This is a genomic window from Paraburkholderia sp. XV, from assembly GCF_020177535.1.
Classification (GTDB): Bacteria; Pseudomonadota; Gammaproteobacteria; order Burkholderiales; family Burkholderiaceae; genus Paraburkholderia; species Paraburkholderia caribensis.
In genome coordinates this window covers 1-13,351 of sequence record NZ_JAGUUD010000166.1, presented here as the reverse complement: position 1 = coordinate 13,351, position 13,351 = coordinate 1, and the positions used below count along the sequence as shown (strand labels likewise).

At 64.1% G+C, this 13,351-nt stretch carries 14 protein-coding genes; 5 read left to right on the top strand and 9 right to left on the bottom strand.

All coding sequences use genetic code 11. The annotated features are described in order from the left end of the window. Positions 1 to 199: 199 nt before the first annotated feature. The 7 genes from KFO72_RS38790 to KFO72_RS38760 form a co-directional block, all read right to left on the bottom strand. On the bottom strand, positions 200 to 985 hold the full coding sequence (locus KFO72_RS38790) for a DODA-type extradiol aromatic ring-opening family dioxygenase (protein ID WP_225034295.1): 786 nt from the start codon (positions 983 to 985) through the stop codon (positions 200 to 202). A gap of 135 nt (positions 986 to 1,120) precedes the next feature. Further along, a complete protein-coding gene (locus tag KFO72_RS38785) occupies positions 1,121 to 1,720 on the bottom strand; it encodes a UbiX family flavin prenyltransferase (protein WP_225034294.1) in 600 nt (199 codons plus the stop codon). Positions 1,721 to 1,745: 25 nt separating this feature from the next. Continuing rightward, entirely contained in the window at positions 1,746 to 2,057 is a 312-nt protein-coding gene (gene grxD / locus KFO72_RS38780; protein WP_035989050.1) for a Grx4 family monothiol glutaredoxin, read from the bottom strand. Positions 2,058 to 2,161: 104 nt separating this feature from the next. Beyond that, positions 2,162 to 3,010 carry a peptide chain release factor N(5)-glutamine methyltransferase gene (gene prmC, locus KFO72_RS38775; protein ID WP_060599627.1) on the bottom strand — a complete coding sequence of 283 codons (849 nt, stop codon included), beginning with the start codon at positions 3,008 to 3,010 and terminating at the stop codon, positions 2,162 to 2,164. A 9-nt stretch (positions 3,011 to 3,019) separates the two neighbouring features. After that, positions 3,020 to 4,102: a peptide chain release factor 1 gene (gene prfA, locus KFO72_RS38770; protein ID WP_054929092.1), complete on the bottom strand. Its 1,083-nt coding sequence runs from the start codon at positions 4,100 to 4,102 to the stop codon at positions 3,020 to 3,022. A gap of 143 nt (positions 4,103 to 4,245) precedes the next feature. Then, on the bottom strand, positions 4,246 to 5,535 hold the full coding sequence (gene hemA / locus KFO72_RS38765; RefSeq protein WP_054929091.1) for a glutamyl-tRNA reductase: 1,290 nt from the start codon (positions 5,533 to 5,535) through the stop codon (positions 4,246 to 4,248). A gap of 54 nt (positions 5,536 to 5,589) precedes the next feature. Then, on the bottom strand, positions 5,590 to 6,336 hold the full coding sequence (locus KFO72_RS38760) for a response regulator transcription factor (protein WP_054929090.1): 747 nt from the start codon (positions 6,334 to 6,336) through the stop codon (positions 5,590 to 5,592). A gap of 45 nt (positions 6,337 to 6,381) precedes the next feature. On the opposite strand from KFO72_RS38760, the gene KFO72_RS38755 reads away from it, so the two are divergent. From KFO72_RS38755 to KFO72_RS38735, 5 genes are all read left to right on the top strand, one after another. Continuing rightward, positions 6,382 to 6,525 (top strand): hypothetical protein, encoded by a 144-nt coding sequence (locus tag KFO72_RS38755; RefSeq protein WP_156516618.1) that lies wholly within the window; start codon positions 6,382 to 6,384, stop codon positions 6,523 to 6,525. After that, positions 6,525 to 6,779, top strand: coding sequence for a hypothetical protein (locus KFO72_RS38750; protein WP_054929089.1), 255 nt, complete (start codon positions 6,525 to 6,527; stop codon positions 6,777 to 6,779). The genes KFO72_RS38755 and KFO72_RS38750 overlap by 1 nt, the downstream gene beginning before the upstream one ends. A 19-nt stretch (positions 6,780 to 6,798) precedes the next feature. After that, positions 6,799 to 8,613 (top strand): aminopeptidase P family protein, encoded by a 1,815-nt coding sequence (locus KFO72_RS38745; protein ID WP_225034293.1) that lies wholly within the window; start codon positions 6,799 to 6,801, stop codon positions 8,611 to 8,613. 174 nt (positions 8,614 to 8,787) lie between these two features. After that, positions 8,788 to 9,339, top strand: a complete 552-nt coding sequence (locus KFO72_RS38740; protein ID WP_224100680.1) for a cysteine hydrolase family protein — start codon at positions 8,788 to 8,790, stop codon at positions 9,337 to 9,339. After that, on the top strand, positions 9,336 to 9,959 hold the full coding sequence (locus tag KFO72_RS38735) for an HAD family hydrolase (RefSeq protein WP_054929085.1): 624 nt from the start codon (positions 9,336 to 9,338) through the stop codon (positions 9,957 to 9,959). Before KFO72_RS38740 ends, KFO72_RS38735 begins: the two co-directional genes overlap by 4 nt. A gap of 18 nt (positions 9,960 to 9,977) precedes the next feature. Here the strand turns inward: KFO72_RS38735 and KFO72_RS38730 are convergent, their stop codons facing one another. After that, positions 9,978 to 11,117, bottom strand: a complete 1,140-nt coding sequence (locus KFO72_RS38730; protein WP_225034292.1) for a DUF748 domain-containing protein — start codon at positions 11,115 to 11,117, stop codon at positions 9,978 to 9,980. A 232-nt stretch (positions 11,118 to 11,349) separates the two neighbouring features. Beyond that, positions 11,350 to 13,017, bottom strand: a complete 1,668-nt coding sequence (ettA, locus tag KFO72_RS38725) for an energy-dependent translational throttle protein EttA (protein ID WP_035989071.1) — start codon at positions 13,015 to 13,017, stop codon at positions 11,350 to 11,352. Between the last annotated feature and the right edge of the window lie 334 nt (positions 13,018 to 13,351).

Here is a 13,351-nt window from a genome sequence, read left to right as displayed (position 1 = left end):
CGTCATCGTGTTCTCGCTGATCTTCTACTACTGGGGCGTGCATACGGGCTATCGCACCGAGTATCTGAACGAGCGTGAGTCGCACGACGAGATTCTCGAAGGTATCGGCGCCTGATCGACGGCGATCGATTGCTTGTCCAATGAAAAAGCCCGCCAGGTTCTGGCGGGCTTTTTCTATTTGCGATGCGCGGCCGGGCGCTTACGCGGTGCCGAACACATAGTTGGTCATCGCCAGCGATCGCTGGAACGTCCCGAGCGACTGAATGCCGAGCGTGTAGTCATCCGGCGCGGCGCCCAGCGCGGCGAACACGGGGAGCAGGTGTTCATCCGTCGGATGCATGAACGCGGCGTGCGGCGCCTGACGCCGGTAATCGAGCAACGCATCGATATCGCGGTCGGCGAGGCGCGCTTCGAACCAGTCGGTGAACTCGGTGACGCGCGGATCGGCGTCTTCCGGCCGTGCCGAGAAATCCGCTTCGCGCAGATTGTGCGTAATCTGCCCCGAACCGACGATCATCACGCCCTCGTCCTGCAGCGGGCGCAGCGCGCGCCCGACGCGGAAGTGATGCGCGGGATCGAGCCTTGGCTGGATCGACAATTGGGCGATCGGCACGTCGGCGTGCGGGAACATCAGCAGCATCGGCACCCATGCGCCGTGGTCGAGACCGTGCGGTTGCGTCGCGGTCGGAATGCCCTGTTCGTCGAGCAGTGTGGCGGCGCGGCGCGCGATATCGGGCGCGCCCGGCGCCGGGTACTGAATCTCGTACAACTGACGCGGGAAGCCATAGAAGTCATGAATCGTCTCTGGCGCGTCCGAGGTGCTGGCCGTGGGTCGCTGCGTCATCCAATGAGCGGACAACATCAGTATCGCCTTTGGGCGCGGCACTTCAGCAGACAGGGACGCGAATTCCGCGCGTGGCATCGACGGGTCGATCGGCAGCGTCGGCGCGCCGTGCGACAGGAACAGGGAAGGCAAGCGGGTCATGGCAGTGCGGGCCAGATGAAGGCCGGATAAGTTTCGTTGAAGCCAATATAAGGCCGCACTGCCATTTGATAAACGGCGAAACGGGGATTTGATTGTCTCGCGGCAGTTGTGAATAGGCGGAGCAAGCCGGGCGTTTCACTGCGGCGGACTGTTCAACCCTTGCCAGGCGGGCGCGAGCGCCGGACCCAGCGCGAACAGGTCGAGCACGCGGGCGACGGTATCATCGACCATTTGATCAACTGTCTCGGGCCGATTGTAGAAGGCGGGCAGCGGCGGAAAAATCACGCCGCCCATTTCGGTCACCGCCGTCATGTTGCGCAGATGCGCGAGGTTGAACGGCGTTTCCCGCACCATCAGCACGAGCCGTCGACGTTCCTTCAGTGTCACATCGGCGGCGCGCGTGATCAGATTGTCGGAAAGCCCGTGCGCGACACTCGCGAGCGTTTTCATCGAACACGGCGCGATGATCATGCCGTCGGTCGAGAACGAGCCGGACGCGATGCTCGCGCCGACGTCGCGCACGGAATGAACGACATCCACGAGCGGATGCACGTCTTCACGCGACAATTGGAGTTCGTGCTGGATATTGAGCCATCCGGCGCTGGAAATCAGCAGATGGCTTTCGACGCCGCCCAGTTTGCGCAGCGTCTGGAGCAGCCGGACGCCGTAAATGGCGCCCGTCGCTCCCGTAATGGCGACGATGAGACGGCGAGGCGCCGCGGCGCGTGTTTCCATGACGTGCGGCGCCGTCTCTCGTCGCTTAAGCAGCAGCGAAGAGTTGCTGCAGTTCGCCCGACTGATACATCTCCATCATGATGTCCGAGCCGCCGACGAATTCACCGTTGACGTACAGCTGCGGGATGGTCGGCCAGTTCGAGAATTCCTTGATGCCCTGGCGCACTTCGTCGTCTTCGAGGACGTTGACCGTCTTGAACTGATCGACGCCGCATGCCTTCAGAATCTGCACCGCGCGGCCCGAGAAGCCGCACATCGGGAATTGCGCGTTGCCTTTCATGAAGAGCACGACGGGGTTTTCGTCGACGATTTGCTTGATGCGTTGTTGCGTGTCCATGACTGACCTTGCGGTTCCGGTGTGTATAAGAGATAGAGTGAAATGATAGCGGATTTCTCTGATAGCGACCGGCGGCTGGATCGGCGCGGGCGCGCCGCAGCGCATCAACCCGGCCAGCGACCGCCGCTGATGCGTTCGATATCCGCCAGATCGCGTTCCGAACGCACGTCGGCAAAACCTTGCGCCGCGAGGATCGCGCGAACGGCTTCGGCCTGATCGTAGCCGTGCTCCATCCACAGCACGCCGTTCGGCACGAGCCGCGCCGGCGCGCCGGCGACGATCGCGCGGATTGCCGAGAGACCGTCGGCTTCGTCGGTGAGCGCGCCGCGCGGCTCGAAACGCAGATCGCCTTGCGACAGATGCGGATCGCCGCTCGCGATATACGGCGGGTTGCTGACGATCACGTCGAACGTGAGCGAGTCGTCGAGCGCGGCGTACCAGTCGCTCTGCGCGAATTGCAGGTCGCCGCCCGGGCGTTTCGGTTCGAGGAGCCTGGTGGCGTTGCGCCCGGCAACGGCTAGCGCTTCGGCGGAACGGTCGACGGCCCAAACGCGTGCGTCCGGCCGCGACCACGCGATCGACACAGCAATCGCCCCCGTGCCCGTGCCGAGATCGAGCACGCGCGAGCGCGCGGCGCGGCCTTCGAGCGCCTGCACGGCCGTTTCGACGAGCAGTTCGGTTTCGGGCCGTGGAATCAGCACGTCGCGCGTGACCTGGAACTCGAGCCCGAAGAACTCACGCGAGCCGATCAGTTGCGCGATCGGCTCGCCCGCCACGCGCCGTGCTTGCAGATCGCGAAAGGCCGCCACCTTGGCGGTGTCGAGGGCGTCGCCCGCGCGTGTGATCAGTTCCGTGCGACGCCAGCCCAACGCGTGCCCGAGCAGAATGCGCGCTTCGAGCGCGGGCAGCGGCGACGCGTGAAGCAACGTGGCGACGGTGTCGACGGTATTCATGTGCGCCGCTCAGTCCGCGTCGCCCAGCGACGCGAGCAGTTCCGCCTGATGCTCGGACACGAGCGCCGCGATCAGCTCGTCGAGATCGCCTTCCATGATCGATTCGAGGCGATACAGCGTCAGGTTGATGCGGTGATCGGTGAGACGGCCTTGCGGGAAGTTATAGGTGCGGATGCGCTCCGAACGGTCGCCCGAGCCGATCAGGCTCTTGCGCGTCGCGGCTTCCTTCGCGTGCTGCTCGTGGTACTGCTTGTCCTTGATGCGCGCGGCGAGCACTTTCAGCGCGCGATCCTTGTTCTTGTGCTGCGAGCGGTCGTCCTGACATTCGACCACGATACCTGTGGGCAGGTGCGTGACGCGCACGGCGGAGTCGGTCTTGTTGATGTGCTGGCCGCCCGCGCCGGACGCGCGGAACGTGTCGATGCGCAGATCGGCGGGGTTGATCTCGACTTCGCCGATTTCATCCGCTTCCGGCATCACCGCCACCGTACACGCCGACGTGTGGATGCGGCCCTGCGTTTCCGTGGCGGGCACGCGCTGCACGCGGTGACCGCCCGATTCGAACTTCAGCTTCGAATACGCGGCGTCGCCCGCGATCCGCACGATCACTTCCTTGTAGCCGCCCAGATCCGATTCGCTCGCCGACATCATCTCGACCTGCCAGCGATTGCGTTCCGCGTAGCGCAGGTACATGCGCAGCAGGTCGCCCGCGAACAGCGCCGATTCGTCCCCGCCCGTGCCCGCGCGGATTTCGAGGAAGATGTTGCGCTCGTCGTTCGGGTCTTTTGGCAGCAGCATTTTCTGCAACTCGCCTTCGAGCTTTTCCATCCGATCGCGCGCCGAGCGGATTTCCTCCTCCGCGAAGTCCTTCATCGATGCATCCGACAGCAGTTCCTGCGCGGTGGCCGCGTCGGTCATGGACTGGCGCCATAGGCCGTAGTGCTCGACGACGGGCTGCAGTTCCGCGTGTTCGCGCGTGAGCTTGCGGTATTGGTCGATGTTCGTCGTGATGTCTTCGCGGCTCAACAGGTCGTTCAGTTCGGCCAGCCGGGTGGTGAGCTGGTCGAGCTTGGCTTGCATGCTCGTTTTCATTAGGGCGGTCGGAGCGGGCTCCGGAAAGGACGGCTGATTCGGGAAATCGGGACGATAACCCGGGACGAAAGCCCCGGACAATGAGATGAAGCACCACGCGGGCCTGGTCGGCAACCCGCGCGATGCCGCGGCGTGTAGCGCCGCTAACGCTCGGAAGAAGAGTGAGCGTGCTTGTAGAAGCCGCTCATCAGTTCGATGAGCGAATCGCGCTCCTCGCTGCTCGCGCGGTTGAGCGCGTGCGTAGGACCGTGGATCAGCTTGTTGGTGAGCGCCTGCGATAGCGCTTCGAGCACGGCAGCCGGATCGTCGCCGCGCGCGAGCAGCTTTTGCGCCTTTTCGACTTCGGCGCGGCGCAGCGCGTCCGCCTGCGTGTGCATATGGCGGATGACGGGCACGATGCTGCGCGCGTCGAGCCACTGCATGAAGTTCTGCACGCGCGTTTCGATGATCGTCTCGGCCTGCGCGACGGCGGCCTGGCGCGACGCGTTGCCTTCGCGGACGATCGCGCCGAGGTCGTCGACGGTGTACAGGAATACGTCTTCGAGCTTGCCGACTTCCGGTTCGATGTCGCGCGGCACGGCGAGATCGACCATGAAAATGGGGCGGTGACGGCGTGCCTTCACCGCGCGCTCGACGGCGCCAAGACCGATGATGGGCAGCGTCGATGCCGTGCACGACACGATGATGTCGAACTCGTGCATGCGGGTGGGCAATTCCGACAGCGGGATCGCCCGGCCGTTGAAACGGTCGGCGAGACGCTGGCCCCGCTCGGCCGTGCGGTTCGCGACGACCAGCTCGCGCGGCTGCTGCGCGGCAAAGTGTGTCGCGCACAGTTCGATCATCTCGCCCGCGCCGATGAACAGCACGCGCTGATTCGACACCTTGTCGAAAATGCGCTGCGCGAGACGCACCGCGGCGGCGGCCATCGACACCGATTGCGCCCCGATTTCAGTCGTGGTGCGCACCTCTTTCGCGACGGCGAAGGTGCGCTGGAACAACTGGTTCAGATAGGTGCCAAGCGCGCCCGCTTCCGACGCCGTGCGCACGGCATCCTTCATCTGGCCGACGATCTGCGTCTCGCCCAGCACCATCGAGTCCAGCCCCGACGCGACGCGAAACGCGTGGCGCACGGCCTCCGATTGCGGCAGCGCGTATACGTGCGGCGCGAGTTCGTCGACGGTGATGTTGTGGTACTTCGACAGCCAGTGGATGGCGGCCTCGCGGGCGGCCTGGTCGTCGGTGGCGCAGTAGAGCTCGGTGCGGTTGCAGGTGGACAGGATGGCCGCTTCCGGCGCCGTGCGGGCCGTGCGGCCGAGGAAAATGTCTTTGAACGTCGACAGTGCCGGCTTGATCTGTTCGACCGGAAACGCCACGCGTTCGCGCAAGGCGACGGGCGCGGTGTGATGGTTGATTCCGATCGTTAGCAGTTGCACGGGGACACTGGGCGTTTTAGGCGCGACGTATTGGGGCTATGGTTAGGCCCAATATTATAGCGTTTCCGCGATTCTTTCAGTCGGCGCGGGTTTATCCGCGCTATCCGTGTTTTCGAGTGGAATCTGGTCCAGACGGTAGCCGTAGCCGTACAACGGCGTAAGGGTGTAGCCGAATTCCGGCCGAAGTTCGAGCTTGGTGCGGATGCGCGACGCGTGCGTGTCGAGCGTGCGCGACTTTACGTCGCGGCGGCGCGACCAGACGGTCTCCAGGATATGCGCGCGCGACACCGGCCGCGACATATTCGTAAACAGCAGCAGCGCGAACTGGAGTTCTTTCGGTGTCAGCGTGATGCTCTGGCCCCGAAAACTGACGACGGAGCGGCCGGCGTCGAATGCATACTCGCCGAACATTTCGCGCGCGCGGTTGCGCGGGCGGCGGACGCCGGCGCGGCGCATCAACGCTTCGATGCGGGCCAGCATCTCGGGACCGCGCACGGGCTTCGACAGGCAGTCGTCGGCGCCTGCCTGCAACATTGCGACCAGTTCGCTTTCGCGCGGCGTCGTCATCATGGCGATGACGGGCAGGCCCGGCAGAACCTGACGTACCTGCATGATCACGTCTTCCGCGGGAGCGTCGCCGCAATAGGCGGCGGTGAGGAGGAGATCGAAGAATTCGCTCGCGGCGCCCGTCACAAAAGGCGCGCTGGAGGGGAAGTGATGACACGCATGCCCCCCGGCAAGCAGTAGCCGGCCGACGATTTCCGCATGCCGGAGGTCAGGCTCAATAAGGGCAATTCGCATGGACGGTGGGGTGGATGCAGCGGTCTGGCACAGGAGGCTTTCAGCTTGCTTAACCTCACCCCGGCCCCTAAACTCAACCGCTACGCAGAAAGCCGCGCGGACCTTCTAGTGAAAGAGAAAAAAATGCTAGCCATCGACAAAACAGCCGCCTATCAGAACAGTCTTAAATTGATGGGCGGTGGACGCTAATGGGTTGGCCCGGACTGATCATTCTTGGCGCCGTTGTCGGCGCGGCCAGCTGGTGGCTACATCCGCTGCGGCGTGCGAGCCACGTCGCGCTGTGGATGGCGGTGCTGATCGGCGTGGCGGGCGCCGTCATCGCGCACATGGCCGGCAATGTCACTCAACTCTTCCACGACGGCGACACGCTCGAGTGGCCCGTCTGCACCGCTATCGCGCTTGTTGCCGTTGCCGTGACGGTCGGCTTGTTCTCCCGTCGATGAATTCTTGCAGGTGAAACCGATGAACGTACGTCTCCCCGAAACCGCCTCGATCCCAGAGCGCATTGCGCAACTGCGAAGCGCGATGAAGCAGGCGGGCCTCGCCGCCTGGCTCGTGCCATCGGCGGACCCGCATCTTTCCGAATATCTGCCCGGCCGCTGGCAAGGCCGCGAATGGCTGTCGGGCTTCACTGGCTCGGTCGGCACGCTGGTCGTGACGGCGGATTTCGCCGGGCTGTGGGTGGACAGCCGCTATTGGGTGCAGGCCGAGGCGCAACTGACGGGCACGGGCATCCAGCTGATGAAGATGTTCGGCGGGCAGCAAAGCGCGCCGCACATCGACTGGCTCGCGCAGAACGTGCCGGCGGGCGCGACGGTCGGCGTCGACGGCGCGGTGCTAGGCGTCGCGGCGGCGCGCGCGCTGACCGACGCGCTGAAGGCTCGCGGCGTCGAGCTGCGCACGGACCTCGATCTGCTCGACACCGTCTGGCCGCAGCGCCCGTCGCTGCCGACGGCTGCCGTCTACGAACACGTCGCGCCGCACGCGAGCGTGCCGCGCGCGCAGAAGCTCGACCAGATCCGCCGCGCCATGCGGGAAAAGGGCGCGCAGTGGCACTTCATTTCCACGCTCGACGATCTCGCCTGGCTGCTGAATCTGCGCGGCGCGGACGTGAACTACAACCCGGTATTCGTCGCGCACGCGTTGATCGGACTCGAGCGTGCGTCGCTGTTCGTGGTCGACGGCAAGGTGCCGGCGGAACTGGCCGAGTCGCTCGCACGCGACGGCATTCGCGTCGAGCCGTACGCGAAGGCAGCCGACGCGCTCGCCGCGCTGCCGGACGGCCAGACGCTGCTAATCGACCCGCGCCGCATTACGTATGGCCTGTTGCAATCAGTGCCGGCTTCCGTGGGGATCGTGGAGGCTGTGAATCCGTCCACGTTCTTCAAGTCGCGCAAGACGGAAGCCGAAGCCGAACACGTCCGTTCGACAATGGAGCAGGACGGTGCGGCACTCGCCGAATTTTTCGCGTGGTTCGAAGGCGCGTTGGGCCGCGAAAAGATCACCGAGCTGACCATCGACGAACAGCTCACTGCAGCGCGCGCGCGCCGGCCGGGCTTCGTTACGCTGAGCTTCGCGACCATCGCCGGCTTCAATGCGAACGGCGCGATGCCGCATTACCGCGCGACACCCGCGTCGCATTCCACTATCGAAGGCAACGGCCTGCTGCTGATCGACTCGGGCGGCCAGTATCTGAGCGGCACGACTGATATCACGCGCGTCGTGCCGATCGGGACGATCAACGACGAACATCGCCGCGACTTCACGACCGTGCTGAAGGGCACGATGGCGCTGTCGCGTGCGAAGTTTCCGCGCGGCATCCGTTCGCCCATGCTCGATTCGATCGCGCGCGCGCCGATCTGGGAAGCGGGCGCGGACTACGGACACGGCACGGGCCACGGCGTCGGCTACTTCCTGAATGTGCACGAAGGTCCGCAGGTGATTTCGCACTACGCGCCCGCCGAGGCGTGGACCGCGATGGAAGAGGGCATGATCACGTCGATCGAGCCGGGTATCTATCGTCCGGGCAAGTGGGGCATCCGCATCGAGAATCTGGTGCTCAATCGCTCGGCCGGAAAGACCGAGTTCGGCGATTTCCTCGAATTCGAAACGCTGACGCTGTGCCCGATCGACACGCGCTGCGTCGCGCTGAACCTGTTGAACGACGACGAGCGCGCGTGGCTCAACGCGTATCACGAGATGGTGCGCACGCGCGTGTCGCCGCATGTGTCGGGCGACGCGAAGGCGTGGCTGGAGACGCGCACGCGGCCGGTCTGACGTGCCGCATTCCGCTGCGCGATCGCTCGAAAGCGAGGCGAGCCGATCGTGCAGCGGGTTTTACACTGAATCCCGTTCGCAGCTATGCTGGCGAGTCGCTTCTGAACGGCGGCTCGGTCGTTCAACGTCGCCGTTTCGCTCAATCATCCATTGCCATCGAATAGCGAGGCTCGCATGTCCGGTGTTGCCGTCATCGTCATCGACGTACAGCAGATGTTTTTCAGCGGGCCTTCTCCCGCGTATCGCGGCAACGAAGTAATCGACGGCATCAACCGGCTCACGGCGGCAGCGCGCAAGGCGAATGCGCCTGTCTTCTTCGTGCAGCACGAGAGCGACGCTAACGGTCCACTTGCGCGCGGCAGCGACGCCTGGCAGTTGCCCGCCGCGCTGGAGCGCGCGCAAGCGGACGCGTCGATCTACAAGACAGTCGGCGACTCGTTTCATGCGACGCCGCTGGCCGATCAACTTCGTCAACGAGACATCGATAGCGTGGTGATCTGCGGTTACGCGTCCGAGTTCTGCGTCAACGCTACGGCGCGCCGCGCCGAATTGCTCGGTCTGCGCACGACCGTCGTCGCCGATCTGCACACCACGCAAGACAAGCCGCACCTCACCGCCGACAAGATCGTCGAGCACCAGAACTTCGTCTGGGCGAATTCGTCGATGACGGGCAAGCGCGTCAAGGTGCGTTCTCTCGCTGACATTCTGCAAACGGAGTTCGCATGACCATCAAGGCAGTCGTATTCGATTTTGGCGGCGTGCTGATCGACTGGAGCCCGCAGTATCTGTATCGCGAGCTGATTCCCGACGATGCCGAGCGCGCATGGTTCCTGTCGAACGTCTGTACGATGGACTGGGTCATCCGTCAGGACGGCGGGCAGCCGATCGCCGAAGGCACAGCCGAACTGGTCGCGAAGTTTCCCGAGCACGAAGCGCTGATCCGGGCGTTTTACGAGCGCTGGCATCACATGGTGGCGGGCGAGTTCGAAGACGGCGTCGCGACCGTGGCGAAGCTCGAAGCCGCGAATGTGCCGCTCTTCGGCCTGACGAACTGGTCGGACGAGACCTTCCCGTATGCGTGGGAGCACTACCCTGTGTTGCGGCGCTTCAAGGACATCGTCGTGTCCGGGCGCGTGAAGATGGTCAAGCCCGACCCGGCGATTTTCGCGGAGATGCTAAGCCGTATCCGCGCGCATCTGCCGGACATCGAGGCGCACGAACTCGTTTTTATCGACGACAACCTCAAGAACGCGGCCGCCGCGACGGAACTGGGCTGGCATGGCGTGCATCACACGAACGCCACGCAAACGGAGGCGAAACTCCGCGAACTGGGTTTGCCCGTGTAAGACTGCGCTGAAGCGGCCTCACTGACCCAGTAAATTTTTCAGCGCGTTTCCTAATCCTTTCACCGTTTCGCCCGCACCCTTTGCGACGCCCTCGGCGCTGACGCCGAGCGCCTTCGCGAAGTTCGCGCGCAGCTCCGTCATCACGCTTTCATTGAGCTTGAACTTCGGATCGCGCAGATTGCCGTCTATGACGAAGTGCAGCGTGATGTCGTCGCCGTGTTTTTTGAGCGCGGCGACGGCGGCGCGCGCGGGGATTTGCATGAACGTGTCGAGCGGGTCGTCCGTCGCGGCGAGCTGCAGATGATGCAGCGTGACGGTGCCCGGCGCGTGAATGTGATAGCTCGTCACCGTCGCCTGCAGATTGAGGTCGAGCGTGCCTCCCGTGACCTGCGTTTTCGTGCCTGCCTTCTTCAACAGATACGGATCGAGCGTCACGACGTCGACGCCGCGCAGCGTCGTGGTCGTCTGCGAGTCCTTGCTGGCTATCTTCATCCAGCCATCGAACGTCACCGTGCCCGTGTGCGCCGGCCCTTTGATCGAGCCTTTGACAGACAGCCTGGCCGGCTCGGTGAGGTCGGGCAGATGGATGTGATCGACCGTTGCGCTCGCGTCGCTGACGGTCACTTTGTAAGGCGGCTTGCGGATCATCTCGTCGTAAAAGACGAACTGGCCGTCGGCGAACGCGATGTGATCGATGAGTTTTTCGGCGGGTAACGGCGGGCGGTTGTCCGCCGCGCTGCTCGCTTCGCTTGCCGGCTGGCCGGGACGGCTGACCGCTTGACGCAGCTTGGGCAGGATTTCCAGCCTGCCGCTCGCGGTGCGCACGAGCACCAGACTGAAGCCGCGCACCACGACGCTTTGCAGATGCACGCGATGCGTGAACAGATCGCGTATGTCGGGTGTCATGGTGATTTCGTCGGCGGTGAGGGCGTTGGGTGTCGGCCAGTCGCTGGGCGCCGTCAGCCGGACGTGGCGCAGCGTGATCGCCGACAACCCCACGTCGATGCGCTCGGCTGTGCCGAGCGGCGCGAGCGCCTCGGCGACGCGCTCTTTCACTTCGTGTTGCACGAAATACCACCCGCCCAGCGCAATGACGGCAAGCAGCACGATTGCGCCTGCGGCGGCCAACGTCACGCGCTTGCCCATCGACATCGCCATGCGACCTCCTCGTCCGTGCGCTGGCCGTGGTTCGGGTTATGTAGTGCGGATTGCCGCACATGATGCGCTCGAGGCACCGGATGCGCGGCGCAGGCAGCGGGTGCCCGCGTCTGGGAACTGCGAGGATCGCACGCGATCCTGCGAGCGAAGGAGCAACTCTTATGCCGTCCGCATCGAACCGTGGAAAAAAACGGCCCGGCTGCGGACGGCGATACAGCGGAACGGCGGACGCTTAACGGGTGATCGGCTTGTAGCGCAAACGCTTCGGACGCGCTGCTTCTTCGCCGAGACGTGCGCGCTTGTCCGCTTCGTACTCCTGGTAATTGCCGTTGAAGAACGTGACTTGCGAATCGCCTTCGAACGCGAGGATGTGCGTCGCGATACGGTCGAGGAACCAGCGATCGTGCGAGATCACCATCACCGAGCCGGCGAATTCGAGCAGCGCGTCTTCGAGCGCGCGCAGCGTTTCGACGTCGAGATCGTTCGACGGCTCGTCCAGCAGCAGCACGTTGCCGCCTGCGATCAGCGTTTTCGCCAGATGCAGACGGCCGCGCTCGCCGCCCGACAGATTGCCGACGATCTTCTGCTGGTCGCCGCCCTTGAAGTTGAAGCGGCCGATATACGCGCGCGACGGCGTTTCGTACTTGCCGACCGTCAGCACGTCTGCGCCGCCGGAGATTGCTTCGAACACCGTCTTCGAGCCGTCGAGCGCGTCGCGGCTCTGATCGACGTAGGCGAGTTTGACGGTCGGGCCCTGGACGATTTCGCCCGAATCCGGCTGCTCTTTGCCCGTCAGCATGCGGAAGAGCGTCGACTTGCCGGCGCCGTTCGGGCCGATGATGCCGACGATCGCGCCCGCCGGAATCTTCAGGCTGAGGTCGTCGATGAGCAGGCGATCGCCATACGACTTGCTGACGTTCTTGAATTCGATCACTTCATTGCCGAGGCGGTCGCCGACGGGGATGAAGATTTCCTGGGTCTCGTTGCGCTTCTGGTATTCCTGGCTGTTCAGTTCCTCGAAGCGGGCGATACGCGCCTTCGACTTCGCCTGGCGGCCCTTCGGGTTCTGGCGCACCCATTCCAGTTCTTTTTTGATCGCCTTTTGACGCGCCGATTCGGACGCTTCTTCCTGCTTCAGGCGCTCTTCCTTCTGATCGAGCCAGCTGCTGTAGTTGCCCTTCCATGGAATGCCGTGGCCGCGGTCGAGTTCGAGAATCCATTCGGCGGCGTTGTCGAGGAAGTAGCGGTCGTGGGTGACGGCGACGACGGTGCCGGGGAAGCGCGTGAGGAACTGTTCGAGCCATTCGACGGATTCGGCGTCGAGGTGGTTGGTGGGTTCGTCGAGCAGCAGCATGTCGGGCTTCTGGAGCAGCAGTTTGCAGAGCGCGACGCGGCGCTTTTCGCCGCCCGACAGGTTTTCGATCTTCGCGTCCCACGGCGGCAGGCGCAGCGCGTCGGCGGCGACTTCGAGCTGTTGCTCGGGGCTGCCGCCGTCCGACGTCGCGAGGATGGCTTCGTACTTTGCCTGCTCGGCGGCGAGCGCGTCGAAGTCCGCGTCCGGTTCGGCGTAGGCGGCGTAGATTTCATCGAGCTTCTTTTGCGCGTGGAACACGTCGCCGAGACCGTCTTCGACGGCTTCGCGCACGGTCTGTTGCGGATCGAGCTGCGGTTCCTGCGGCAGATAGCCGATGTTCAGGTTCGGCATCGGCGTGGCTTCGCCTTCGATGTCCTTGTCGACGCCGGCCATGATCCTGATCAGCGTGGACTTGCCCGAGCCGTTCAGGCCGAGCAGGCCGATCTTGGCGCCGGGGAAGAATGACAGCGAGATGTCCTTCAGGATTTGACGCTTGGGCGGCACGATCTTGCCGACCCGGTTCATGGTGAAGACGTATTGGGCCATTTGCTTGCGCTTGGGTTGAGGTCGCGGTCCGCGCGACGGCGGACGGCGTCAGGTGAATGGGTTTGGGTTTTGTGTGACTGGAATTGCCGGGCGCTGCGGGTCTGATTTGGCGCGCGCTGCGGGCGGAAACCGTATTGTACTTCGTGTGTCTTTTGTGGTTTTTGTTTGGGGTTTGGGGCTGGCAGCCGCGTTATGACTTTTCGCTGGCATCCGCGATGCGTTAGCTCGCTTCACGCGTCGCCGTTTGGTGGTTTGGCCTTTGCGCTGGCATCCGCTTTACGTTAGCTCGCTTCATGCGTCGCCCCTGTGCGGGGCGGCACCTACTTTTCTTTGC